General features: G+C 55.9%; 15 protein-coding genes. 8 read left to right on the forward strand and 7 right to left on the reverse strand.

Translation table 11 applies throughout. From position 1 onward, the window contains the following. The first annotated feature begins 109 nt into the window (after nucleotides 1-109). The 3 genes from AYI87_RS12480 to AYI87_RS12490 all read left to right on the forward strand — a co-directional run bounded on the left by AYI87_RS12480 (nucleotide 110) and on the right by AYI87_RS12490 (nucleotide 9,059). On the forward strand, nucleotides 110-4,564 hold the full coding sequence (locus tag AYI87_RS12480; RefSeq protein ID WP_144202511.1) for an EAL domain-containing protein: 4,455 nt from the start codon (nucleotides 110-112) through the stop codon (nucleotides 4,562-4,564). Nucleotides 4,565-4,659: 95 nt separating this feature from the next. After that, nucleotides 4,660-6,873 carry a patatin-like phospholipase family protein gene (locus AYI87_RS12485; protein ID WP_144202513.1) on the forward strand — a complete coding sequence of 738 codons (2,214 nt, stop codon included), beginning with the start codon at nucleotides 4,660-4,662 and terminating at the stop codon, nucleotides 6,871-6,873. A gap of 131 nt (nucleotides 6,874-7,004) precedes the next feature. After that, entirely contained in the window at nucleotides 7,005-9,059 is a 2,055-nt protein-coding gene (locus AYI87_RS12490; protein WP_144202514.1) for a M13 family metallopeptidase, read from the forward strand. Nucleotides 9,060-9,146: 87 nt separating this feature from the next. Here the strand turns inward: AYI87_RS12490 and hxpB are convergent, their stop codons facing one another. Continuing rightward, a complete protein-coding gene (gene hxpB, locus AYI87_RS12495) occupies nucleotides 9,147-9,818 on the reverse strand; it encodes a hexitol phosphatase HxpB (protein ID WP_144202515.1) in 672 nt (223 codons plus the stop codon). Between the two features lie 413 nt (nucleotides 9,819-10,231). Here hxpB and acnB point away from each other — a divergent pair, with 413 nt between their 5' ends. Then, on the forward strand, nucleotides 10,232-12,829 hold the full coding sequence (gene acnB, locus AYI87_RS12500; RefSeq protein ID WP_144202517.1) for a bifunctional aconitate hydratase 2/2-methylisocitrate dehydratase: 2,598 nt from the start codon (nucleotides 10,232-10,234) through the stop codon (nucleotides 12,827-12,829). A gap of 93 nt (nucleotides 12,830-12,922) precedes the next feature. Here acnB and rsd read toward each other — a convergent pair whose 3' ends face one another. After that, nucleotides 12,923-13,390, reverse strand: a complete 468-nt coding sequence (gene rsd / locus AYI87_RS12505; protein ID WP_186300617.1) for a sigma D regulator — start codon at nucleotides 13,388-13,390, stop codon at nucleotides 12,923-12,925. 477 nt (nucleotides 13,391-13,867) lie between these two features. Here rsd and hemE point away from each other — a divergent pair, with 477 nt between their 5' ends. Both hemE and AYI87_RS12520 read left to right on the forward strand, forming a co-directional pair. Beyond that, the gene (gene hemE / locus AYI87_RS12515) at nucleotides 13,868-14,932 is read left to right on the forward strand and encodes a uroporphyrinogen decarboxylase (protein ID WP_144202521.1); all 1,065 of its coding nucleotides are present in this window, start codon (nucleotides 13,868-13,870) and stop codon (nucleotides 14,930-14,932) included. 176 nt (nucleotides 14,933-15,108) lie between these two features. Continuing rightward, entirely contained in the window at nucleotides 15,109-15,324 is a 216-nt protein-coding gene (locus AYI87_RS12520; RefSeq protein WP_144202523.1) for a hypothetical protein, read from the forward strand. 8 nt (nucleotides 15,325-15,332) lie between these two features. Here AYI87_RS12520 and AYI87_RS12525 read toward each other — a convergent pair whose 3' ends face one another. The 4 genes from AYI87_RS12525 to AYI87_RS12540 all read right to left on the reverse strand — a co-directional run bounded on the left by AYI87_RS12525 (nucleotide 15,333) and on the right by AYI87_RS12540 (nucleotide 19,088). Next, complete coding sequence (locus tag AYI87_RS12525) at nucleotides 15,333-16,820, reverse strand: sensor histidine kinase (RefSeq protein ID WP_144202525.1); 1,488 nt, start codon at nucleotides 16,818-16,820, stop codon at nucleotides 15,333-15,335. A 2-nt stretch (nucleotides 16,821-16,822) separates the two neighbouring features. Then, nucleotides 16,823-17,551, reverse strand: a complete 729-nt coding sequence (locus tag AYI87_RS12530; protein WP_144202527.1) for a response regulator transcription factor — start codon at nucleotides 17,549-17,551, stop codon at nucleotides 16,823-16,825. Between the two features lie 97 nt (nucleotides 17,552-17,648). Further along, entirely contained in the window at nucleotides 17,649-18,380 is a 732-nt protein-coding gene (locus AYI87_RS12535) for a spondin domain-containing protein (protein ID WP_409928973.1), read from the reverse strand. 6 nt (nucleotides 18,381-18,386) lie between these two features. Beyond that, entirely contained in the window at nucleotides 18,387-19,088 is a 702-nt protein-coding gene (locus AYI87_RS12540; RefSeq protein ID WP_144202529.1) for a spondin domain-containing protein, read from the reverse strand. Nucleotides 19,089-19,411: 323 nt separating this feature from the next. Here AYI87_RS12540 and AYI87_RS12545 point away from each other — a divergent pair, with 323 nt between their 5' ends. Next, nucleotides 19,412-21,985 (forward strand): EAL domain-containing protein, encoded by a 2,574-nt coding sequence (locus tag AYI87_RS12545; protein WP_144202531.1) that lies wholly within the window; start codon nucleotides 19,412-19,414, stop codon nucleotides 21,983-21,985. Between the two features lie 89 nt (nucleotides 21,986-22,074). After that, entirely contained in the window at nucleotides 22,075-22,881 is an 807-nt protein-coding gene (locus AYI87_RS12550) for an SDR family oxidoreductase (protein WP_144202533.1), read from the forward strand. A 120-nt stretch (nucleotides 22,882-23,001) separates the two neighbouring features. On the opposite strand, the gene AYI87_RS12555 is transcribed toward AYI87_RS12550, so the two are convergent. After that, nucleotides 23,002-26,004, reverse strand: coding sequence for a hypothetical protein (locus tag AYI87_RS12555; RefSeq protein WP_144202535.1), 3,003 nt, complete (start codon nucleotides 26,002-26,004; stop codon nucleotides 23,002-23,004). Nucleotides 26,005-26,073 lie beyond the last annotated feature (69 nt).

The following is a 26,073-nucleotide window of genomic DNA, read 5'->3' on the forward strand; positions in this document are numbered from 1 at the left end:
CGCTTTTTTTTTGGCTGGCTAACTTATATATTATATTTTTGTAACAATTATAAGTTTATCGCGCTATGCCCCAACCCCGTTGTGCTGTCTGTCTGAGATGGGATCCTCTATGAGTTTTACCCAGGCGTTACGCTTATTAGGCTGTTTGCTTTTCATGATTGGCTTTACCGCGCCAAGTATGGCGGGCGATCTGGTGCAGAGGGTCTTTAGCGCGCGGGACGGCCTCAACAATGCCACGGTAAACGACATCAGCTTCGATGAGTATGGCTATACCTGGCTCTCCACCGAGCAGGGGCTGTATCGTATCAGCGATACCAAGGCGCGGCGTATCGACAAGGACGCCAACCATATCCGCCTCTCCGACGAGTATATCTATCTCGCCGAATCCCTGAGCAAACAGCACCTGTTGGTCAGCAGTTATGCCAACACCTATCTGTACGACATAGTCAAAGATGAGTTTGTCCAGCTGGGCAGCGACAAGCTGTTTCCCGAGTTTCATCAAAATGGGCTACAGGCGATCACCCGCCAGAAAGATGGTAGCTATGTGCTGCTCAGCTATGTCGGCGAGCTGTACCGACTCGACTACAAGGCGATGACGCTCACCTTCATCAGCGCCTTGCCGAGCGACCCGGATATGCCCTGGTTCGTGCTGTCGCAATTTGGCGATGCCCAGTTAATCGTTGGCAAGAGTTACGAGCTGCAGCTTAGAGACAGTCTGGGGATGCTCAGAGGTATCTTTCCCTGGACCGAAGAGCAGGGCCAGATAAAGAATCTGTTCGAAGACAGGGCGGGGCGTTTGTGGCTAGGCTCGAGCAATGGTCTGTATCGCGTCTACCCCGACTCATTAACCCTCGAGAAGGTAGAGCAGATCCCCTTCTATGTGACCCAGATGGCCCAGGATAAGCTCGGCTTTCTCTGGCTCTCGGGTCGTGAGGGGTTGATCAAGTGGCACCCGGACACCCTGGAGATAAAGCACTTTAGCAATGAGCTGAAGCTGGCGGCGGATCTCGACTACATCTATGACCTGGCGGTGGACGATAATGACCTGGTCTGGGTTGGTGGCTCGGGTGACGGCCTGGCGATCATCGCCGACGATCCCGATTTCGTGCTGGACAACTTTACCCGCAACGCCCCTTATCAGATTAGTAATGAGATGGTTTGGAGCATCTTTGCAGAGCAAAATAAGCTGTGGTTGGGCACAGACAAGGGACTTATCGAGGTCGATCGTGACGCCAAGAAGAGTGAGACCTACCTGCCCGACGAGATGGAGGTCAACGACAGTGTCTATACGGTGAGCGAGTTCGACAAGCAGCGTCTGCTGCTGGGCACAACCAATGGCCTGTTCATCTACGACAAGCAGGCGCGCAAGACCATGCGTTTCGCCGAGATCAGCGGTGGGCGCACCTCGCTCGAAAATAAGATGATCTACTTCAGCTACAAGGACCCTCTGATCACCTCGCGCTGGTGGTTCGTCACCGCCACGGGCCTGTTCTACTGGGACAAGGGGAGCCTGGAGCCGACTCGAATGCAGGTCAAAGGCGTCGACGGTACCCTGCATCAGATCCCGCTGCGCTCTATCTACCGGGCGGCCGACGGCAAGTTATGGATCGGTGGCGAGAATCTGTTTGGCTATATCGATAGCAAGGGGCTCTTCTATTCGCGCGTCGATCTGTTTGCCGATGAGAACATCTCAGTAGATGTCAGTTATATCAAAGAAGTGGATTCAGGCGTGCTCTGGCTGGGCACCTCACCCAAGGGACTGGTGGAGTATCACCCCAAGACAGGCCTGACCTATTTTCTCACCGACAACTGGCAGGTGGAGTGTAGCTCCGTCTATTTCATCGAGCAGTTGCCGGGCTATCGGGTGCTCGGCTGTGCCAACTCCCTGGTGAGGCAAGATCTCACCACCGGCGGGATCACGGTTATCGAGAAGCAGGACGGACTGATCAGTCACGAGCTCAACGACGGCGCCGCCTTCTATGAGCCAGGCGTCGGCCTGTATGTCGGTAGCCCAGATGGGGTTGCCCTGGTGGATGTGCCCCAGATGCGTAACCGCCTAGCGGAAGATGGCATCATGATGGAATCTGTCTCCGTATTCTACGAGGACAACACGGAAACCAAACTGGTGCCCGAGGCGGGTATGCTGATAAAACCCGGCGCGCGCCTGATCAGTTTCCAGCTGACGAGTCTCGACTATCTGACCGATATTCCGTTTCAGCTGCAGTATCGTCTGCGCCGCGGTAAGGCGCCAGAGGAGAGCAAGTACTTACAGCTGATGGGTCAGTCCCAGGTCAACGTTTCGGGCCTCAAGGATGGCCACTACACCTTAGACATTCTCAGTGAGCAAAACGGCGTCTGGTCGCAGACCCCTTATTCGTTCAACTTCGTGGTTGAGGATTACTGGTGGAACTATGACTGGTTCAGAGGCTTGCTGCTGATATCGCTATTGCTGGTGGGACTCTACTTCCTGCTGCTGCGTCAGAAGCAGATAGGCGCTTTCAGACGGGTCAACAAGAAGCTCAAGGAGAGCGAGGATAGGCTGCGACAATCGCTGCGGGGAAGTGATTCCGAGCTATGGGAGTGGCACAGCGAGAGCGAAACCTTCCTGTTGGAAAACCGTGGTCGCTATTTCCCCGACAGGGGGGATGCCTTCGAGCTTAAGATGGATGAATTTCCCATCTACGCCGATGATCAGGAAAAGGTATTTACCGCCTGGAAACGCCTGCTCTCGAAGCAGGATGACAGATTGGATGTGGATTATCGTTACCGTCGCCCCGACGAGTCTTGGGGCTGGACCCGGGTGCGTGGCCGCGCATTAGAGTTCGACCCGGTTAGCGGCCGGGTGAAGAAGGTTGCCGGTATCTATACCGACATCACCACCCAGCGACGACTGGAGGATGACGTTAAACTGCTGGCCCAGGCCTTTGCCAACACCTCGGAAGGGGTGTTGATCTTAGATGCCGATGAACGGGTGAGGGTCTCTAACAAGGCGGCCCAATCGATTCTGGGGATGAGCGCCGATGATCTTATCGACAGATACTTTGCCCAGCTGGTTCACAGCAGCGAAGACAGGAGTGATGAGATCAACATCTTGTTGGAGCAGGGGATAACCTGGACCGGCGAGCACGAGTTTCAGTGCGCCGAGGGCCTTATCTGCCCCGTGTGGCTGAACCTGTCCACCATGAAAGATGATCGCGGCAACATCAGCCATTATGTGGCGGTCTTCTCAGATATCACTGAGCGTAAGCAGACCGAAGCGGATCTGCGCCGCCTGGCTAACTACGACGTGCTGACCGGCTTGCCCAATCGCTCCCTGTTCGCCGCGCGCCTGGCTAAGTGTATCCATCGCGCCGAGCAGACCGAAGATAAGTTGGCGCTGATCTTCCTCGACCTGGATCGCTTCAAGAACGTCAACGACTCCTATGGCCACAGCATGGGCGATGCCCTGCTGGTGGAGGCCGCCAGCCGCTTGCAAGCCTGCGTGAGCGAAAATCACACCCTCTGCCGCTTCGGTGGCGATGAGTTTGTGATCCTGATGCGTGACATGGTGGATATCGACGAGGTTAATCATCTGTGTGAGGCGCTGATCCGCCAGATAGAGAAGCCGTTCGAGCTCTATGGTCGTGAGTTCTTCATCTCCACCAGTATCGGGGTCAGCCTGTGGCCGGATGATGCCAAACAGCCAGAGGTGTTGATCAAGAACGCCGACCAGGCCATGTACCACGCCAAGGAAGAGGGGCGCGGTAACTTCCAATACTTCTCGGCCGAGCGTAATGCCGAGGCCCTGTATCACCTCAAGTTAGAGGCAGAGCTGCGTAAAGCGATGGACAGGCAGGAGTTTGAGCTCTATTTCCAGCCGCAGATCGATATCCTCAGAGACGATAAGGTGGTGGGCATGGAGGCGCTGCTGCGCTGGCATCACCCCAAGGAAGGTTATATCCGTCCCGATATCTTTATCCGGGTGGCGGAGTCATGCGGCCTGATCATCGAAATTGACCGTTGGGTGATCAAGCAGGCCTGTCTGCAGGGCGCCAAGTGGGCCGAACATTTTGGCGACGAGCTGAAACTGTCGGTCAACGTCTCGGCGGTGCACTTCAGGCAACCCGACTTTATTCAAGACGTGCAGCAGGCGCTCAAGGAGTCTGGCATGCCGGCTAAGATGCTGGGGCTGGAGATCACCGAGGGCGTCTTGATGAAAGAGCTGCATGTGGCCAAGGATCATCTTAAAGCGCTGCGGGAGATCGGCATAGAGGTGGCCATCGACGATTTCGGTACCGGCTACTCATCGCTCGCCTATCTGCGCAGCTTCGATGTCAGCACGCTGAAGATCGACCGCTCCTTCCTGATCGATATCGCCACTAACGAGGCGGATCAGGCGATCGCCAGCAGTATCATAGAGCTGGCCCGTAACCTTAAGCTCAAGGTGGTGGCCGAAGGGGTCGAGACCCAGGAACAGCTAGAGCAGGTCTTTAGCCGTGGCTGTTACATCATTCAGGGCTACTATTTTGCCAAGCCGATGACCATAGATGAGTTTGAGAAATACCTCTACATCAAGTCTCAGTAGCGGCATTTTCATCGCGTGATAGTGCAAACTTTCTTGTTTTTTAAAAGGTTTGCTAGAATATCTTGTCCCTATTTTCAAAGGAAGATGCACCGCCGATGATGAAACCTTTTCTATTCTCTTTGCTGCTGGCAAGCCTCTCAGCCCCAGTCCTGAGCGAAGAACGCCCCAAGATAGGTCTGGCGCTCAGCGGTGGCGGTGCCAAGGGGGCGGCCCATATCGCCGTGCTTAAGGCGCTGGAGGCGGAGCATATTCCCGTCGACTACATTGCCGGGACCAGCATAGGCGCCTATGTGGGCGGCATGTATGCCTTGGGCTATAGCGCCGAAGAGATAGAAGAGATCATGATGGGGTCCAACTGGAACGCCGGCTATTCCGATACCATTCCCCGCGCCGCCCTCAGCTATCGCGGCAAGCAGCAACGGGACAGATTCAATATCCCTATCAATGTCGGCTACAGCGACAAAGAGGTGAAGGTACCTAACGGTCTGCTGCGTGGCCAGTCTATGTCTATCTTGCTGCAACACTCGACGGATCTGGTGCATAAGTTCGAACACTTCGATGAGCTGCCGATTCCCTATCGTGCGGTGGCGACCGACCTCGAGACCAGCGGCGCCGTGGTGATCGACAACGGCAGCCTGGTAGATGCCATGCAGGCCTCGGCTACGGTTCCTGGCGCGCTGCAGGCGGCCCAGTACAAGGGGCGTATTATTGTCGATGGCGGTATCGCCAACAACATGCCGGTGGATGTGGTCAAGGCCATGGGCGCCGACATCGTCATCGCCGTAGATATCGGCTCCTCATTGGTAAAGCGGGATCAGCTGGAGAGCACGGTGGCGGTACTCAATCAGCTGTCGACCATGCTGACCAATGCCAGCACTGAGCGGCAGAAACAGCTGCTGACGGAGCAAGATATTTTGATCCGCCCCGAGGTGGGCGAGCTCAGCACCACTGACTTTGCCATCATGCCCGAGGCCTACCGCCTGGGCGAGGTGGCCGTCACTGAGCAGCTGGGCAGACTCAAGCAACTGGCCGTGACTCCCGAGCAATACACCGCCTACCAGGCCCACAAGGATGCCGCCAGCGTCGGCTGGCTCTACAACCTGTCGCGCCCCGTGGTTGCCATACGTTTCGACAACAACTCTAAGGTGAGCGAGAAGCTGCTGGCAGAGACCCTGGGCATAGAGCCGGGTGAGGTGGTCGATAAGGCGAAGCTGGAGAAGGGGATCAACAATGTCTATGCCTTGGATAAGTTCGAGCGGGTTAACGCCGAGTTTGTCGATACCGAAGAGGGGCGGATACTGATATTGCAGACCCGGGCCAAGTCCTGGGGGCCTAACTATTTCCAGCTCGGCTTCAGCTGGGAAGACGATCTTGCCTTGCATACGGCGGTTGCGCTTGATCTGGCCTACACCATGACAGATATCACCGCCTATGGTGGCGAGTGGCGAAACGAGCTGCGTCTGGGCTATGAGAAGCTGCTCTCCTCTGAGCTGTATGTGCCGCTGGATTCCGACCAGAACTATTTCACCCGCGCCGAGGTGGGCTATGAGAAGAAAGACTGGACCCTGTATGAGGGCAACAACTTTTTCTTGGAGCTCAATCAGGTCAAGTATCATGCGGAGATGGGCATTGGCTTCAACTACGTCAAGGAAGGGCTGGTGGAACTGGGTCTGGTGGGCGACACCGGCTACCTAGAGAATGCCATTCTAGATGGCCGTGCCGATTTTAGCTCCTACGGCGCCTATCTGAAATTTGGCTTCGATGACCTGGACAGTATCAGCTTTCCGACCTCGGGTAACCGCGTCACGGTCAACATGTACTATCGCCGTGAGCACTCGCCCGAAATTTTTGGGGAAGATCCGTCCGATACCTCATTCCAGATCACGGCAGATTGGCGTGGCGCCCTGAGTGTCGGCAACCATGCCTTCGTGGGTAAGGCCTCGCTGGCGACTGTGGATAAGGAGCGTGGCTTCAGCGTCAACGTCTCCGAATTGGGGGGCTTCCTCAATCTTTCTGGCTATCACAGAAATGCCTTGGTCGGGCCTCACAAGGTGTTCGGCGCCTTCATCTATCAATACGATCTGGGCCGGGACGTGCTGGGCATGACTGACTATCCCCTCTATCTGGGGGCCAGTCTCGAGGCGGGTAACGTCTGGTCGATCCGCGACAGCGTCAGCCTGAATGATCTCATCTATGGCGGCAGCCTCTATCTGGGGACTGATACCGCCATTGGACCGGCGGCTATCGGTTATGGCTGGACAGACGATGGCGAAAATACCGTCTTCCTCTTCCTAGGTAAGAACTGGTAGGCAGGTTAAGGCGTCATACAAAGTTACAAAATCGCCCTACAGTCGAGCAGGCTGGGGTGTTAGTGTGTCATTCGCAATGGTTTAACCAACCTGAAGATAAACAATAAAGCGTAAAAACCGGGGAATTCGAGATGAAAAAAGTCAGTCATTTGGCATTAGCCGTGGCGTTGGGCTTGGGCCTAGGCGCCTGTGGTAGCCATGACACCACTCAGGTAGAGAGTGTACAAGCGACAAAGGTGTCGGGCGTTGAGAAGGAAAACTTCGACACTCAGGTGCGTCATCAGGACGATTTCTATTACAGCGTTAACGGTCACTGGTTGGCGAACACGCCGATCCCTGCCGACAAGTCTAACTACGGCGCCTTCTCTGTGCTGTATGAGCAGAGCCAGAATGCCCTGAAAGAGATCATCGACGAAGTGGCAGCCATGCCAAACAAGGCCGAAGGCTCTAACGAGCAGAAGGTGGGTGACTTCTACGCCAGTTACATGAATACCGACCTGGCTGAGCAGCTTGGTGTGACGCCGATTAAGGCGCCTATGGCGGAGATCGCCGGCCTCAAGAGCCATCAAGACGTTGCCAACCAGATGGGTAAGCTGCTGGTCTCTGGCGTGCAGATGCCACTGGGCTTCTATGTGAACAACGATGCCAAGAAGTCGACCCAGTATGGCGTCTACTTCTACCAGTCTGGTTTGACCCTGCCGGATCGCGACTACTACCTGAAAGACGATGCTAAGTTCGTGGCCAACCGCGCCGCGCTGCAGAGCTATGTGACGGATCTGTTGGCTGCTGCCGGTTACGCGAATGCCAAGCGCGCCGCGAACAACGTTGCCGAGATCGAGCGCTTCCTGGCCGAGAGCCAGTGGACGCGCACTGAGTCTCGTGACGCCAACAAGAGCTACAACAAGATGGATGTCGCTGGCCTGCAGAAGACAGTCAGCAACTTCGATTATTCACAGTTTGCCAATGGCGCCGACATGAACAAGGTCACCGAGGTGATCGTGCGTCAGCCCTCCTTCTTCGAGAAGTTTGGTAAGCAATTTAACCAGTTCAGCGTCGAGCAGTGGCAAGACTACTTGATGTTCCACCTGGTGGATAGCTATGCCGAGCTGCTGAACAAAGAGATGGTCGATCTTCACTTTGCCTTCCACAGCAAGACGCTGATGGGCATCGAAGAGCAGAAGCCGCGCTGGAAGAAGGCGGTCGATGCCGCGGATCAGGTGATCGGTGAGCTGGTGGGTAAAGAGTACGTTAAGCGTCACTTTAAGCCAGAAGCCAAGGCCCGCATGGAGAAGATGATCCATAACCTGATCAAGGGCTTCGAGGTCAGCATCAATGAACTCGAGTGGATGACGCCTGAGACTAAGGTGGCGGCGCAAGAGAAGCTGTCTAAGTTTAACTACAAGATCGGCTACCCAGATAAGTGGAAAGACTACACAGATCTGAGCATCAAGGCCGATGACCTTGTGGGTAACTATCAGCGTTATGCTCACTTTGAATACAAGACCATGCTGGACAAGCTAGGTAAGCCAATCGATCGCACCGAGTGGCACATGACGCCGCAGACGGTTAATGCTTACTACAGCCCTGTGATGAACGAGATCGTCTTCCCGGCCGCGATTCTGCAGCCGCCATTCTTCAACATGGATGCCGACGATGCGATCAACTATGGTGGTATCGGCGCGGTGATCGGCCACGAGATCAGCCATGGTTTCGATGACCAGGGCGCCAAGTATGACGGTGACGGCAACCTGAGAGACTGGTGGTCTGACAAAGACAGAGAAGAGTTCAAGAAGCGCGGTGCTCAGCTCAGCGCCCAATACTCTGGCTATGAAGCCCTGCCGGGTAAGTTTGTAAACGGTGACCTCACCCTGGGTGAGAACATCGGTGACCTGGGCGGTCTGACTGTCGCGGCACGCTCTTATCAGCTGAGCCTCAACGGTAAAGAGGCGCCAGTGATCGATGGCCTGACCGGCGAGCAGCGTCTGTTCATCGGCTGGTCACAGGTATGGCGTCGTAACTATCGCGACGAAGAGCTGGGACGTCGTCTGTTGACCGATCCGCATTCACCAAGCCATTTCCGCGCCATGGGCACGCCGCGTAACATCCCAGCCTTCTACGAGGCGTTCGATGTTAAGGCAGGCGACAAGATGTACCTGAGCGAAGAAGAGCGTGTGAAGATCTGGTAAGCCAGACCTTAGCGAAAGGCGCAATCTAAACAAACGAAAGCCCATCCTAGGATGGGCTTTTTGTTGTCAAAATCGAGTGGCTTACTGCTATTTAGCGGCGCATAGTGCCAGGTAGTCGGCAAACTCCTTGAGACTGGTGAGCTGCTGGTGGGCGGCTGCCCATCTGGCCTGGTTTGCCTCATGGGGCACCGGAATGACGACCGTATGCATGTTGGCGGCCCTGGCGGCAATCAGGCCGTTGAAGGAGTCCTCTATCGCTAGGCATTGCGAAGGTTCAACGCCTAGGGCCTTGGCGCAGTTGAGGTACACCTCTGGGTGGGGCTTGCCCAGGGCCAGCGCCTCGGCGCTCTCGATGACGTCGAACAGCTCTCTGATGGCCAGCTTTTGCATCACGGCATCGATTAGAAGCGTCGGCGATGAGGTCGCCAGGCCAAGCTTGAGTCCCCTTTGTTTGCAGGCCTCGAGGGCTTCCTTGACGCCGGACATCGCCTCGCCGTGACTCAGGATCTCTCCCGCCACCTGAGTGACTATGGCCTCGGCGGTCGCCGCATTGTCATAGCCTTCCCAAGGGTGGCGTCGATACCAGTACTCGACTACTTGGTCGATGCGCAGCCCTGTGGTCTGCTCGGTATCGCTGAGGCTGATGGGCAGCCCCAGCTGGCTTAGCACCTTGTATTCGGCGGCCTGCCAACTCGGCTCGGAATCGATAAGCACGCCATCCATATCGAAGATGACTGCCGCTAAATTTATTTGGCTCATGGTTATGGCTCTTGCTGCTTCATATTGATTGAGAAAGTGGAATATTATGCGGATTCTTCGGGTATTTACGAGTCTCCAGGCAATTTTTTTGCGCGATTTTTTCTCCGGAGAGAGCCAGGTTTATGCGTTTGGAATGAATTTGTGTAGTCTTTGAAAAGTATTGTATTTCAAACGCTTAGTTTGTTATTCAAACTATTGTCTAATTTCATTTGTTTCAGGGCTGCGCTAATTTGCTGGGCACCCTAGGAAATCCCGGTAATTTCTCACTTCTAAGAGTGTGATCTGATTCATACTTTTGCAAAGCTGTAGTATAATGCGGCCGGAAATACGGGTTGAGCCTGCTTGACTGTGAGCTTCAGAATTGAAGACGTGCAGTTTCGCTGTTAGAACGCCAAACAAAGAGGAATGTTGCCGTGCTAGAAGCATATCGTAAACACGTCGCAGAACGTGCTGCAGAGGGCGTAGTCCCTAAGCCACTAGATGCCCATCAAGTGGCCGAATTAGTCGAATTAGTAAAGAATCCACCTGCGGGTGAAGAGGAGTTCATCCTCGACCTGCTGGAAAACAGAATTCCACCAGGTGTTGACGAAGCGGCCTATGTGAAAGCCGGTTTCCTCGACGCGGTTGCCAAAGGTGAGGCAACATCTCCTATCCTGTCTGCGGCGCGTGCCGTTGAGCTACTGGGTACCATGCAGGGCGGTTACAACATCGAGCCGCTGATTGCGCAACTCGACAATGACGCTCAGGCGCCATTGGCGGTTAAGGCACTATCAAATACCCTGCTGATGTTCGATGCCTACCACGATGTGGTTGAGAAGATGCAAGCGGGCAACGCTCACGCTAAGCAAGTGGTTGAGTCTTGGGCGAACGCCGAGTGGTTCCTCAGCCGTCCTAAGCTGGCCGACAAGGTTACCCTGACCGTATTCAAGGTGACGGGTGAAACCAACACAGACGATCTGTCACCAGCTCCTGATGCCTGGTCTCGTCCAGATATCCCACTGCACGCCCTAGCGATGCTGAAAAACGCGCGCGATGGCATAGTACCAGACGAAGCGGGCGTGAAAGGTCCAATCAATGAGATCGAAGCCCTGAAACAGAAGGGTCATCCACTGGTTTATGTGGGCGACGTTGTGGGTACAGGTTCTTCACGTAAGTCTGCGACCAACTCAGTGCTTTGGTTCATGGGCGACGATATCCCATTCGTACCTAACAAGCGTGCCGGTGGTTTCTGTCTAGGTGGCAAGATCGCGCCTATCTTCTTCAACACTATGGAAGATGCCGGTGCACTGCCAATCGAGCTAGATGTAAGCAAGATGAACATGGGCGATGTGATCGACATCTACCCATACGAAGGTGTGGTTAAGCTACACGGCAGCGACGAAGTGATCTCTGAGTTCAAGCTCAAGACTGACGTGCTGCTTGACGAAGTACGTGCCGGTGGCCGTATTCCGCTGATCATCGGTCGTGGTCTGACAGATCGCGCCCGTGAGACCCTGGGTCTACCAGCCTCTGACGTATTCGTACGTCCACAAGATGTGGCCGATTCTGGCAAGGGTTACACCCTGGCGCAGAAGATGGTGGGTAAGGCATGCGGCGTAGCCGGTGTGCGTCCTGGCCAATACTGTGAGCCTAAGATGACTTCTGTGGGTTCACAAGACACCACAGGTCCTATGACGCGTGACGAGTTGAAAGACTTGGCATGTCTTGGCTTCAGTGCCGACTTGACCATGCAGTCATTCTGTCACACTGCCGCTTATCCTAAGCCAGTTGACGTGAACACTCACCACACGCTACCTGACTTCATCATGAACCGTGGCGGTGTGTCGCTGCGTCCAGGTGATGGTGTTATCCACTCTTGGCTAAACCGTATGCTGCTGCCTGATACCGTAGGTACGGGTGGTGACTCGCATACTCGTTTCCCAATCGGTATCTCTTTCCCTGCGGGCTCTGGTCTGGTGGCTTTCGCCGCAGCGACCGGTGTGATGCCACTGGATATGCCTGAGTCGGTATTGGTTCGCTTCAAGGGCGAAATGCAGCCTGGTATCACGCTACGTGACCTGGTACATGCGATTCCGCACAAGGCGATCGAGATGGGTCTGCTGACCGTTGAGAAGAAGGGTAAGATCAACGCCTTCTCTGGTCGTATCCTGGAGATCGAAGGTCTGGAGAAGCTGAAGGTTGAGCAGGCATTTGAACTGTCTGATGCCTCTGCCGAGCGTAGTGCTGCAGGTTGTACCATTAAGCTGGACAAAGAGCCTATCATCGAATACCTCAACTCTAACATAGTGATGTTGAAGTGGATGATCGCCGAAGGTTACGGTGACCGTCGCACCATCGAGCGTCGTATCACTGCGATGGAAGAGTGGTTGGCTAACCCAGAGCTGATGGAAGCGGATGCTGATGCAGAGTACGCCGAAGTGATCGAGATCGATCTGAACGAGATCAAAGAGCCTATTCTGTGTGCGCCAAACGATCCAGATGATGCCGTTCTCCTGTCTCAGGTGAAAGACACTCAGATCGACGAGGTGTTCGTTGGTTCTTGTATGACTAACATTGGTCACTTCCGTGCAACTGGTAAGATGCTGGACAAGTTCGCCAAGACGCTACCAACTCGTCTGTGGATCGCACCACCAACTAAGATGGACCGTGATCAACTGACAGAAGAGGGTTACTACGCCATCTTCGGTCGTGTCGGTGCCCGCATCGAGATCCCAGGTTGTTCTCTGTGTATGGGTAACCAGGCACGTGTTGCCGAGGGCGCGACGGTAGTATCGACTTCTACCCGTAACTTCCCGAACCGTCTGGGTACAGGTGCAAACGTTTATCTGGCCTCTGCCGAGCTGGCCGCGGTTGCCGCACTGCTGGGTCGTCTGCCAAGCGTTGAAGAATATCAAGAGTACGCGAAAGAGATCGATGCGACTGCAGCCGATACTTACCGTTACCTGAACTTCGACCAGATCGATTCATACACACAAAAAGCGGGCGAAGTGATCTTCCAGTCTGCCGTGTAATCAGGATTGATAACGCGAAAAGGCCAGCTGATTAGCTGGCCTTTTTTATTGGGCTTTGCCGTTAACTTTGCAAAGTGAGCGGCTTGTTCTCGGTTATGAATATTTAGCGTGTAAGGCTTCTAATAGCTGATCTTCCAGCTGGAAGCGGGTTTCCATGGCATCGCCGAGTGAGGAGAGATCTTTGTCCAGCTGATAGAGGATCTTATCGTCGCTGGCGCTGGTGTATTTGTCGTTGAAGTCCAGGGCCATATCTGTGGTTTCGCTGATCTTAGGCACTATGGTCTGTGCCAGCGAATGGCTTGATTCACCGTTTTGCTCGCAGGCTGTCATCACTCGGTCGTAGACTTCGAAATGGCCTTCGGAGACATAATCGACCAAGAGATCACAGAACTCTTTCACCGATTTGAAGGCGGGAAGTGACTTGTCTATCGCCTCGTAGGGCGGCAGCCCGGCGATTTGGCAGTAGTTAATCAGCAACTTACGACGGTGGTTTAGCCATTGATCAATCAGGGTATTGGCGCCACCCCATTTCTGTTCGGCCCGTTCCAATTGCTTTAGCATGATGGTCCCCATCGCAAGTTATTCTATGACTTCTAATGTAGGTGAGAAACACTGCTTTGATCAACCATTTTTTAGTCGATCCGGGCGATCTTTCAGCTGGTCGAATCTGCTTGTTTTGTATACAAAATGACGGGGGAGGCACTATTGAGAGGGCCGGAAATAAAATGCCCAGCGATAGAAATCTATCGCTGGGCGAGTAAAGTTTTTGCGGGCTCGATGCGACGAGCTTCTTGATTGTTCTTGCTAGCGCAGACTTTTTATACCAAAGGCAAAGAGGGGGTGCAACTTTTTTCTAACGAATTGCGGGCTGAGGCGAGCAATTTGCGCCCCAGGCCAAACCCTGAGTGAAAGCGCGCGGGGATAAAAAAATAATCAAGCGGCGTTTGTCACATAAATGCGCCGATGGAGGTTACTTTACTCGCGTAAATGCTAAACTACTGTCCCAGCGAAAATCAATAAGCGTAGGAATAGAGCCTTATGGCAGAACTAAAAAATGATCGTTATTTACGTGCCTTACTAAAACAGCCTGTTGATGTGACTCCTGTGTGGATGATGCGTCAGGCGGGTCGTTACCTTCCTGAATACAAAGCAACCCGCGCACAAGCCGGCGACTTCATGTCACTGTGCCGCAATGCCGAGTTGGCCTGTGAGGTGACGTTGCAACCACTTCGTCGTTACGATCTCGATGCTGCGATCTTATTCTCTGATATTTTGACTGTGCCAGATGCCATGGGCCTGGGTCTCTATTTCGAAACCGGTGAGGGTCCTCGTTTCGAGCGTCCAACCGATACGCTAGATGCCATCAAGAAGCTGGCCGTACCGGATCCAGAAGATGAGCTTGGCTATGTGATGAAGGCCGTTAGCACCATTCGCCGCGAGCTGAAAGGCGAAGTGCCGCTGATCGGTTTCTCTGGTTCACCTTGGACACTGGCGACCTACATGGTTGAGGGCGGTTCAAGCAAGACCTTCGAGAAGATCAAGAAGATGGCCTATGCCGAGCCTGCGGCGCTGCACATGCTGTTAGACAAGCTGGCCGATTCTGTGACTCTGTACCTGAACGCTCAGGTAGCGAACGGTGCTCAGTCGTTGATGATTTTCGATTCATGGGGTGGCGCACTGTCGCACACTGCTTATCGTGAGTTCTCGCTGCGCTACATGCAGAAGATCGTTGATGGTCTGACTCGTCATGCCGATGGCCGTCAGGTGCCAGTGACGCTGTTCACTAAGGGTGGCGGACTCTGGCTAGAGGCGATGGCCGAGACTGGCTGTGATGCACTAGGTCTTGACTGGACAGTGGACATTGCCGATGCACGTCGTCGCGTGGGTCACAAGGTTGCCCTGCAGGGTAACATGGATCCATCTATGCTTTACGCCTCACCTGAGCGCATCCATGAAGAAGTGCGTCAGATCCTGGCCGGTTACGGCGAAGGTTCGGGCCATGTATTCAACCTGGGTCATGGTATTCATCAGCATGTGGACCCAGAGCATGCGGGCGCCTTCATCAAGTCAGTTCACGAACTGTCGGCGCAATACCACAAGTAACAAACATCCAGATTGAGATAGCCAGCCAGGGGCAACCCGGCTGGCTATTTTTTTGCCCGCGATTCTCTGTCAATTCTTCCCCCTTAACCTATTAATAAATCGAATAGTAACTAGTGTGAATTGTCGGGGAACATCTGCTAACCTGAATTCAGTCAGGGAAAAACAAGGATTTCGATATGAAAAAGTTTATAGCAATCAGCGTGATATGTTTCGCAGTTTTCTTCGGTCTGCTTAATGGTATTCACCACATCTATGTTGCTAACGCAGACACTATTCTGGGCCAATATATGGTTGCCGCGCTGGTGGTGGTCATGTGGGCCAGCCTCTTCGCCTCGCTGGCTAGCCTGGCGTACCCCTTCCTCCGTCGCCATCTGGTGATCTCCCCGCAATAACCCCCGCCTCATCGATATCGGGGCAGTGCGATCATGAATCGGCTGCCCCGATCGGTTGCACTCTGTACCTCGATACGACAGCCGAGTCTGGCCAATAGCTGCCTGACGATTGCCAGGCCAACGCCCAGCTGTGGTAGCGCCTCGCCCCGGCAATAGTAGAGCTCGGGCTGGCTTGGACTAGGAGTATGCTGCAGGGCGGCAATGGCTTCGGGTTGCATGCCGCTGCCTGAGTCCTGGATCACCAGATAAGAGCCCGAGGCCAACGTCTTGGGATAGACGGCTATCTCGCCGCCCGGCGGCGTGTAGCGTAGGGCGTTGTCCAGCAGGTTATTGAGCACCCGGCTCATGAGTTGGGGATCCGTGTAGAGAAACTCACTCTTGCCCTGACCCTCACCGTCACCCTGGTCTAGGCGGAGGCTGACCTCGGCCCGCTTAGCCTTAGGGGCGAAGGTCTGGGTGAGTTCATCGAGAATCGACTGCAGCGAGACGCGGCGCATATTCGCCTTGATCTGACCGTTCTCCAGCGCCGCCAACTCGAGCATCTGCGCCAGTAGCTGCTGTAGTCTCTGCCCCGAGGCCGCTGCGTACTGCAGTAGACTGTCGTCGCGTTCATCGGCTGGACTTAGCAGCCAGGTATCCAGGTATCCCAGCAGGGTAGTGAGCGGTGTCTTGAGATCGTGTGACAGGTGCAATAGAAACTCCTGCTTGGCCGCCTGCTGCGCCGTCACCTGGCGCTGTTTCTGGGCTACCTCTTCTAGCAGACGATTGATCTGTCCATTGAGCTGGGCCATCTCCTGGCTGCGGCTTGGCGCCAGGGGCAGGGCGAGGGGCTGATCTATCGGTTTGTGTTCCAGCTCGCCCAGCGCCTGGGTGAGGCGATTGAGCGGCCGGGTCAGGTAGCGCAGCAGCAGGGCAAATAAGATCAGGGTAAACAGGGCCCAGCCGCCCAGGGCGACGCCCCAGCGCTCGGGCAGGTCTTTGGCCTGGATAAGCGACTGCCAACTATCGAAGGCTTCACCGCCGATGATCACATAGAGGTAGCCGCTGAGGCTGCCGCTCGGGCCTATAAGTGGGCTGACGGAGAAGATCTTTTGCTGGTCGTCACTCCTGGGATCTGTGCCCAGGATTGGCAGGGTGTCACCCTTGAGGAAGGAATGTATCTTGGTTGTGTCTACCCTGTGGGTCTTGATCTGCTCCTCCCTGGCGTCGAAGGCGATCACCTTGCCTTGAGTATCTAAGGTGTAGATCTCGAAGCTGGGCCCCAGCAACATGAGGTCGTGAAAGGCCTCCTTGAGGGCGGCGTCCGAGGTGATCCCCTGGGACAAAAGCGGGTTGATCTCGGCCATGTGGGTTGCCAGCTCTCTGTGCAGGGACTGCTGTACCAGGCGTTGGCTGTGTTGCTGACTCAGGCTAGACCACTGCCAGAAGCCGAGAAACAACAGCAAGACACAGGCACTGGCAAGCAGCAGGATGCGGCCAAACAGGCTATTAACCATGGCTAGTGCGCCGCCGGTGGAGCGAACTTATAGCCCACGCCCCATACCGTTTGCACCAGCTCGTTGCTACTGGGACAGCAGGCCAGCTTGGCCCTGAGGCGATTGATGTGGCTGTTGACCGTGTGTTCGTAACCCGCATAGGAGTATCCCCACACGGCTTCCAGCAGCTGCATGCGGCTGAATACCTGACGTGGATGTTGGGCCAGGTAGTAGAGGAGATCGAATTCCCTGGCGGTGAGAGTCAGGGGCTGATTGGCGGCGGTGACCTCACGCGTCTTGCTATCGATCACCAGCTCGTCGAAGGTGAGGGCATACTGGTCGGCGGCCTGCTGGGCGGAGCGTCTGAGTAGCGCCTTGACCCTGGCCCTGAGTTCCAACACGCTGAAGGGTTTGACTAAATAGTCGTCGGCGCCGGACTCCAGGCCGAGGACTATGTCTGCCTCGCTGTCTCTGGCGGTGATCATCATGCAGGGTAAGCTCTTGCCCTCCTGTCGGAGTTGCTGGCACAGGGTCAGGCCATCGCCGTCGCTCAGCATGCGATCCAGCAGCAGGAGATCGAAACACTTGCTGCGCAGCTGTTGCCTGGCTTGGTTCAGAGTGCTGACCTGAGTCACCTCATGTTGCAGAGATTCCAAGTTGAGACGGATCAGACGGGCGAGGTCTGGCTCATCCTCGACCAGCAAGATGCGTCGCCCTTCACCTAGCGTCCTGTCACCGTTTAACACAGACATAGCAAACTCCCTCTAGTTGGCCTACATCCAGTAGACCCAGCCCAGAGGGAATTTATTTCGTCGATGCTAAATATAGCTTGTCGGTTAGCTTGGTGTGCTAGCGGGTGCGCTGAATGGTCACCTTGAGAACAGGGTTGTCAAACCTGTGACTGGCCTTGAGCACAGAGTCGCTTAGGCCATCGTCCTGGCTGATCACCCCTGGGTGCAGGTGCACGCGATCCACATCATCGCGGGCCGCGTTAAAGCCTTCACCGCCATCCGCCGGCCCAGGGATGCTTCCCTTGATCTCGCTGTTGGCCTCTGTGCCGGCATCATAGGCGGGCGTGTAGAAGCTCTGGCTCTGATCCACAGCCATCTGACTGATATCAATGGCGTCAAGGCCGCTAAAGGCGTCGTTGGTGTTGACCAGCATGGTCAGCAGTGACAGGGAGGCAGTTGCCGCCTCGGTTTGGGTCAGGGTCAGGCTTTCACTCGCCCCGGGAGGGAGTATGCCGGCGCCGCTTACGACCATATCTATGCCGTCCATCTCGGCGCTATAGCCCGACTGATCGCCGCCCTCGGCCAGTTGCTCCAGCGCCAGGCTGGCAGGCTCGCCGTTTTGCCAGGCATGATAGCCGTTGGAGGTTGCCAGCAGCGCCAGGGGAGACATAGGTTGATTTGCCGTCAGGTTGGTCACCGTCAGGGTAAAGCTGCGCTCCACAGGCGCTGTTGGCGGCTCTGACATGTTAGTGTCATGGTCGTTGTCCGAGCAGGCGCTGAGCAGCAGCCCCACGCTCAGTGCCACCGCCGTCAAGGGGAGGCCATTCTTAAGCTGTTGCAGTTTCATCATGGCCTCCTACTTAACTGTGATGGTGACGCGGGCAACCGGGTTGAGCCAGCGGTGCACCCGGCTGTCGAGATCGCTCATGCCGCCCGCAGGGTCTGTGTCACCCAGAATGCCGGGGTGGATATGCACCTTGTCGTTGGGACTGGTGTCGGCCACGCCGCTAGCATTGCTGCCGCCATCGCCGCCCGGCGCCGCAGGGATCCCCGGCACGCCTGGCATGCCGCCGCCATTAATGATCTCATCGTTGGCCTCGGTACCTGCGTCGTAGGCGTTGAGGTTCAGGGTATAGGTGCCGGGCGTGGTTGGGATCTCCCAGCTGTCCAGGCCGACGAAGGCGTCGTTGGTAGGCAGTATCATGGCGACCAGGGACAGATGAGTCATCGCCTGGGAGTCAAAGCTAATGCTGGCGACATTCTGCCCCGGTGCCATCAGGCCGCCGGCCGGATTAGATAGGGTGACGCCGCTGGCGCCGTCAACCATGGCGGCGAGATCGGCGATATCCCCCCCTTCCGCCATCTTCTGCAGTGCGCTGGTGGCAGGTTCGCCCGCCTGGAACAGATGCATCTGTGCATCATGGGCGGCGATGAGGACTGGGGTGAAGTGGTTGCCATGGGTGAGGTTGCTGATGCTGATGGTGAGTTCGGCTGCGCTGATTGGGGTGGCGACTAAACCGGCTAGAATTAGGCCGGCGCTGATTTTGCGTAGGGTCATGGGTGTTCTCCTGATTGACATGATCGAATCCTAGCTTCAAGCATGGCGTTTGGAGTTCACTTAAGTATCGCCAAATTATCACAAAAGTTTCACAACTGCCCCTTGGCGGTGAACTGGCTCTCAATTTGTCCTTAGAATTGCCCCTCAATCGTCAATTCCTGCGCTAAGTCAATGCAGCGGCCGTTCGCCGCAGGCAGGCTATTGGCTAGTTTTGCAACGGGCAGTCGCCCGGCGGTTTAAACCCTAGGGCAAATAGGGTATTTTCCTCGCCGATTCAAACCTAGCCCCAAAAAGCGATACCGATAGGATGGCTCAGAGACAAGATGCGCATTAGCAAGAAAATTGTGGTTTTTGTGGCCGGCTTCTGCCTGCCCGCCATCATGGCCATCTCCTATGGGTTAAACGCCTGGTACGAACTGCGCCTGAGCGATCTTCGCCAGGAGATGAGTCAGCGGGCGCAGCAGAATATCGCCCACCATCTCGAGGAAGATCTGGGGCAGTTTGAGATGTTGGCCCAGCTCTACGGCGTGCCCATGGCGCTCTTGCCTGTAGAGCAGCGTCAGACCCTATCGGCGACCTGGCATGCCATGGCCCTGTCTGCCCATGTCAGCCTCTATGGCGTAGAGGACGATGGCATTCGCGCTTTTGCAGAGCCCAGCCCGGAAACCCAGGTATTGGATCTCGATGCGCTCTGGCCCGATCTCCTGGCTCTGGATGGCATTCGCACCGGTTTTCTGCTCCAGGGCAAGCAAGGTTTTCTGGCCTGCGTGATCCCTCTGTCTGACAACAGGCGCCTGCTGATGGTGCGCCGGGTCGACAATCAATTATTCGAACACTATCAGGCTTATTCGTCGCTGGCGGGACTGAGGCTGGCGACCACCACGCCGAGCCTGCTGGCGCAGACTTCGCCACAGCGGGTGACTCTGGAGGTGCCCAGCCTGCTCGGTGACCATTCGCTGCTATTAGATATCGAGCTGACACAGAGAGACAGCCTGGTGCAGAGCGGTCCGGCGACCCTGGTCTATCTCATCGGTGGCATCAGCCTGTTGCTGTTGTTACTGGGCTACCTCTGGCTGCGCCATGGGGTGGTCGATCCCCTCAAGCAGCTATTGCGTCAGCTCTCGCGGGTGGATCCGACGGCGAAGACCTATCAACCGATCCGGGCCAAGGGCACCTCGGAATTTATGGTGATCTCCGAGCAGGTCAACAGCCTGCTGGCGCGTATTTTCCAGCAAAAGGAGCGCTCTAAGATCACCCTGGAGGCGATTGCCGAGGCGGTGATCCTCACCGACAGCTGGGTCAAGGTGATCTACCTCAATCCCCAGGCCGAGCGGCTGCTCAAGGTGAAGGCCGAATCTGCGGTGGGGATGAATCTGGACAAGGTGTTTCGCAGCGAGCCCGAGCTGAATCAGTCGCTGTTTGCCTTCATGGCGAGTGGCACGCCGACGCCCATGCTGAGTAAGGTCAAGTTTACCAGCCATACTCCCAGGCTGATGGAGCGCAGCATCAGTAACCTAAAGGGGCCGAACAACAAGATCATCGGCACTGTGATCGTGCTGAGGGACATCACCCAGGAGGAGCTGCTCAAGCATCAGCTCAGACGCAGGGCAAACTTTGATAATGTCACCGGCTTGCTCAATCGCTGCGCCTTCGAGGAGCGATTACAAGCCTTTGCCGAGGACGCCCAGACTCTGGCTATCTGCTATTTCGACCTGGAGCAGTTTAAGCTTATCAACGACTCCTGCGGTCACAACGCCGGCGATGCCATGTTAAAGATGGTGGCCAAGGCGATTCAGGCCAGCTTGGAGGGGCAGGGCTTGTTGGCCCGCCTGGGTGGCGACGAGTTTGGCCTGGCGCTGAAAGACTTAGGCGTGGTGGCACTGGCTCAGCAAGTGAAACAGATCATCAATGCCGTCGGCAAACAGGTGATGGAGCATCACGGCTGTCATTATCATGTGGGGATCAGCGCTGGAGTGGCACTGGCGAGGGCGCCCTATATCAATGCGCTGGAGCTACTCAAAGATGCCGATATCGCCTGTATCGCCGCCAAGCGTAAGGGCAGCAATCAGGTGCATTTCTATGATGATAAGGACAAGGAGCTCACCTATCAGCGTAACGCCCCCAAATGGGCGGTGCGTATCGCCCAGGCGATCGAACACAACGAGTTGCTGCTCTACTATCAGCCCATCAAGGCGTTGGGGCCCCAGGGTAAACAGCGCATGGAGGTTCTGCTGAGGATTCTGGAGCCCTGTGGGCGCATCCTGGCGCCGGCGCAGTTTATCGCCGCTGCCGAACGCTTCAAGCTGATGACAGATGTGGATAAGGAGGTGATACGTAAGACCTTCCTCTGGCTCTCTCTGCATGAGGAGCTGTGGGCGGATCACTGTCTGTCGATCAACCTCTCGGCCAATAGCCTGGGGGCCGAGGGCATGGTGGACTATATCATCGCCCAGTTGGAGCGTTTCGCCATCCCCAGTCAGTGCATCTGTTTCGAGATCACCGAGACCAGTGCGATTCAGAATCGTAACCGGGCGATGGAGATGCTCAATCAGCTGAAGAAGCAGGGCTTCTCCTTCGCCCTGGACGACTTCGGCACCGGGTTTGCCTCCTACGGTTACCTGCGCGAGCTGCCGGTGAACTATGTGAAGATCGATGGCTGCTTCATCAAGTCCCTGGCCAGCAACGCCAAGGACTATGCCATCGTTAAATCGATACACGACGTCTGCCGCGTGATGGGCATAGAGACGGTGGCCGAGTTCGTGGAGAATCAGGAGATCTTCGAGCGCCTCAAGTCGATCGGCATCAACTATGCCCAGGGCTATGCCATCGGCCGCCCCAAGAGCTTGGATCAATACCTCACCGCGCCGACCGACAATGTGCATCGGCTGATGGCCTAACCCCATAATCGACCCGTTTTAAGGCTTGTACTTTGGGCTTAAGTGTGTGAATTTGTGGCTTATCCATCCATTCACACCTTAGGTTTTCGATGCAAACTTTAGCCGACAAGGTCGTTATCATCACGGGTGCCTCCGAGGGAATTGGCCGCGCCCTGGCCAAGGCAATGGCGCCCCTGGGATGTCGCCTGGTGCTCACCGCCCGCAGTCAGGGGCGACTGCACTCCCTGCAGCAGGAGCTCTCGTCCATCGCCAGCGTGCCGCCCTTAGTGATCCCCGCCGATGTCACCGACGCCGCTGCCTGCCAAGGCCTCATCGATGCCTGTGTGGCCCATTTCGGCCGCCTGGATATTCTGGTCAATAATGCCGGTATGACCATGTGGTCGCGCTTCGATGAGCTCGAAGACCTCTCCATTCTCGAACGTGTGATGCAGGTTAACTACCTAGCCCCGGCCATGCTGACCCATTTTGCCCTGCCGCATCTCAAGGCCAGTCGTGGTCAGATAGTGGTGGTGGCCTCGGTGGCAGGACTCACCGGTGTGCCTACCCGCAGTGGTTACAGCGCCTCTAAGCATGCTGTGATGGGGTTCTTTGACTCACTGCGCATCGAGCTGGTGGAACATGATGTGGCCGTCACCCATATCTGTCCCGATTTCGTGGTGTCAGAGATCCATAAGCGTGCCCTGGATGGTCAGGGTAAGCCCCTCGGTAAGAGCCCGATGCAGGAGGCCAAGATCATCACCGCCGAGCAGTGCGCGCAGATGATGCTGCCGGCCATCGCAGGGCGTAAGCGGCTGCTTATCACCTCGACACGGGGGCGCTTGGGCCGCTGGTTTAAGATCATCGCCCCAGGCCTTATCGACAAGATCGCCCGCAAGGCGATCGCCTCAGGACATTGATTAGATTCGCTAAGGACTGTCCTAGCTGGCAGGCTTAAAATCTCTGGTAAAGCAGAAGCGGTAGAGCAATAAAAAAAGCCCAGTTTAAACTGGGCTTTTTTGTAAGGGGTAAAGACGAGCTTACTTCTTGGTGATATCCAAGTTGATCAGCCACCAGGCTCTGGCCTGAATGTCACCCGCCTCGACCACGTCGCCGCTGCGATATGGCTTGGCAAAATGTGTCACCACAATAGGCTTGAGGGTCTTAAAACGCCCAGGGTTGACGAACCAGGCGTTGTAAGGATCTTCGCTATGCATGCTGACGCTAACCTCGGAGCTGACCGGCTGGCTCATGCCCGGGCAGGTGTAACGGCTATCAGAGGCGATCGGATAGGCGATTCTACTGCCATCACTGCACAGGCTGGTATTTTGCAGCCTGAGGGTGATCAGCGTGCAGCCCTTATAATTGTCGGGATCGGTACACACCTGAGTCACCATATTGGTGTAGCCGCCGTCTAGTTCATCGTCGTCATCCTTGCTGAGGGCATCACCTCGTCCACCTATGGCGGTGAAGTAGGAGACATCACCCGCAGCAACCTCTGCCGGTGAGACTAGCTGCAGCTCGCTGCCATCGAAGGTCAGGCTGGCCTCTTCGCCAAGGCCTGGCTCGATATCCTTGAGGAACAGCTTGTAGTTCAGGCTGGTGCTCTGATAATTGTTGCCCCCATCGTCGGTGACTATGATGTCGAAGTAGTCGTTATCGCCAGAACGTGGATAGGCATGTAGGGTGAGCTCGCCCGTCGAGGTGAGCTCGGCATATTCGGGTGATACCTGTAGGCCGAAGGCATAGGTGAGTTTACCAAAGGCGTTGGTAAACTCTGGCGGTAGCACCTTGCGATCTGGATAGTAAACCACGGACTGGCTGATCTCATCCAGGCTGAGGCCAGGGTGAGCCGCCTTGGCGACGCTGACGTTGAAGTCGCGCAGGGTGCGCTCGTAGTTGCGGCTCTGCTCGATAACCGTGACCTTAGCCGTGCCGGCCGCCAGCACTTTCATCTCACCTGTCGTGTCGTTCAGGCTTACCACCTTACTGGATGCCGTATCCGTATAGTAGCTGATCTCGCTGTCGATGCCGCGACCGCTGACGACAGGAGCCTTGAGGCTGGCATCAGGGCTATAGGCACTGCTGACCAAGGTGCTTGAGAGTGCCAGTTCAGGGTTTTCGGCTCCCTTGTCGATCACCACATTTAGCTCGGCCTTCTGTGACAGGTGACCGGCATCGCCGCTGTCTGTCACTATGTAGGTGACGCTGCCGGCGTTCTTAACCGTCAGGGTCTTGTTGGCCAGGTCGACACCGACCACATCGTCCTGGCCACTCTTCAGTGCCAGGCTCAGGCTGCCGATGGTGCCCGACATGGGGATAGCGATCGTCTTGCCCGGCGCATATTGGCTGCGCACGGAGGATATCTGCAGGCTACCGTTTAGCGGTGCCACATCGACGAAGAAACGGCTGCTGGCGGGATGATAGAAGTCATTGCCCGCATCGGTTGCGGTGATCCAGCCGCGGCCTGCGCCGACGATAGTGATTGCCTTGGTATCGGCATCCTGGCTTAAGACGCCGTCGCCGCCATTTTCCACCAGATAGCTGACCAGGCCCTGATTATGGCTAGGTTGAGGGACGAAGGGCGCGTTAGCGGCAAAGTCCACACGGCTATTTTCCACCACAAACAGGCTGTTATCCTGCTTGTCTATGGTGACGCTAAACTGTTTCTCTTGCGCCGTCCACAGCTCGCCGCCATCATCTTTAACGATCACCGCTACCGTGCCTGGCTTCAACACCTGCATCTGGCCGGTTTTGCTGTCCAGTGTGACTACATCTGTGGCACTGCTGGCGGTCAGGCTGTAGCTAAGGCTACCCTTGGCACCGACAACTTGCGGCGTCAGGGTTTGATTGGTCTGATATTGGGTGTTGATATCGATAGCCTGCAGTGAGCCGGCGATCATGGCCTCGACCTTGACCTTAATGGTGCGACTGGTACTCAGATAGTTGTGGTTACCGGCGTCGGTTACCTCGACCTCAGTTTCGCCGACGCCCTGGAAGCTAAACTCACCTTGCTCGGCATCAGTGATGCTGATGACATCCTCGGCCGCGCCCGCCTTGATGGCGTAACGTAGCTTGCCCTGGACGCCTGTGACATCGAAGCTCGCCGTCTTATCGGCGTCGAAACGTGTGGTGACATCGCTTGCCTTGAAGGCCAGGTTCTGCGCCTTGTCGACCTGAACGCTAAAGCGTTGGACCGGCACCTGTGTATGGTTGGCCGGCGCGACTTGCTGCACTTCAACCTGGGTCTCACCGGCGCCAAGTATGTTCATTGCCCCTGTGGTGGGATGCACCTGAACCACCTGAGTATTGGCGCCAGCAACCAGCTGGTAGTGAGCCTCTGTGGTGGGCGTGCCGCTGTAGACGGGCAGTAGCTTACCGCCAAAGATCAGTGGCTTACCTGCGATATTCTGATAAGTGGCGTAGGCGGTCTCGGCAGGCGAGATGTTGATCTGAAATTCGCGCGAGTCGGCCTGGAAGTTACGACCGCCATCATCTTTGGCCAGCAGTTTGACGCTGCCGCTGCCTAGCACAGTGATCTTACCCTGGGCGTCGACTGTCACTACGTTTGTGGGCTGACCCTCGGCCAGCATCAGGCTGAGGCTGCCTTTGACACCGCTGATGCTAGGAGAGAGCTGGGCGCCGGCGACATAGCCCTGGCTGATATCGTTAGTCAGTAGCGGCGTGCGAGGTGCCTTATTGATGCTGATGCTAAAACGTTGGCTGACCGGCTTGGTTTGGCTGTTGCCACTATCTGTGGCGATCAGTTCTGTGCTGCCGGCATTGAGGATAGTGAGATACTGCTTGTCGGCAGAGATCTTGACCACATCGGCAGGAGCGCCGTTAACCAATTGATAGCTGATGCTGCCTAACTTGCCCGTGATGGCCGGGGTGAGGCGCTGATCTGGCGCATAGGTTTGCACCAGTTCTTGAATTTGAATGCCAGGGTGCGCTAGTTTTTCGGCTTGCGGTGCAGGACTGTCCGAGTCGCCTCCGCCACAAGCGGTAAGTAAAAGGGTGAACAACAGGATAAAGTATCTCATTAAGCCTCCAGCTTAAAAAACAGAGGCGGCGAGTATACAGATGTGAATATTCTGCTGCAATATGAGGGT

Source organism: Shewanella sp. KCT, assembly GCF_007636505.1.
GTDB lineage: Bacteria > Pseudomonadota > Gammaproteobacteria > Enterobacterales > Shewanellaceae > Shewanella > Shewanella halotolerans.

Coding starts and splice junctions, on each gene's coding strand:
- AYI87_RS12480 (WP_144202511.1), top strand. CDS start 110: ATGAGTTTTACCCAGGCGTTACGCTTATTAGGCTGTTTGCTTTTCATG.
- AYI87_RS12485 (WP_144202513.1), top strand. CDS start 4,660: ATGATGAAACCTTTTCTATTCTCTTTGCTGCTGGCAAGCCTCTCAGCC.
- AYI87_RS12490 (WP_144202514.1), top strand. CDS start 7,005: ATGAAAAAAGTCAGTCATTTGGCATTAGCCGTGGCGTTGGGCTTGGGC.
- hxpB (WP_144202515.1), bottom strand. CDS start 9,818: ATGAGCCAAATAAATTTAGCGGCAGTCATCTTCGATATGGATGGCGTG.
- rsd (WP_186300617.1), bottom strand. CDS start 13,390: ATGCTAAAGCAATTGGAACGGGCCGAACAGAAATGGGGTGGCGCCAAT.
- hemE (WP_144202521.1), top strand. CDS start 13,868: ATGGCAGAACTAAAAAATGATCGTTATTTACGTGCCTTACTAAAACAG.
- AYI87_RS12520 (WP_144202523.1), top strand. CDS start 15,109: ATGAAAAAGTTTATAGCAATCAGCGTGATATGTTTCGCAGTTTTCTTC.
- AYI87_RS12525 (WP_144202525.1), bottom strand. CDS start 16,820: ATGGTTAATAGCCTGTTTGGCCGCATCCTGCTGCTTGCCAGTGCCTGT.
- AYI87_RS12530 (WP_144202527.1), bottom strand. CDS start 17,551: ATGTCTGTGTTAAACGGTGACAGGACGCTAGGTGAAGGGCGACGCATC.
- AYI87_RS12535 (WP_409928973.1), bottom strand. CDS start 18,380: ATGATGAAACTGCAACAGCTTAAGAATGGCCTCCCCTTGACGGCGGTG.
- AYI87_RS12540 (WP_144202529.1), bottom strand. CDS start 19,088: ATGACCCTACGCAAAATCAGCGCCGGCCTAATTCTAGCCGGTTTAGTC.
- AYI87_RS12545 (WP_144202531.1), top strand. CDS start 19,412: ATGCGCATTAGCAAGAAAATTGTGGTTTTTGTGGCCGGCTTCTGCCTG.
- AYI87_RS12550 (WP_144202533.1), top strand. CDS start 22,075: ATGCAAACTTTAGCCGACAAGGTCGTTATCATCACGGGTGCCTCCGAG.
- AYI87_RS12555 (WP_144202535.1), bottom strand. CDS start 26,004: ATGAGATACTTTATCCTGTTGTTCACCCTTTTACTTACCGCTTGTGGC.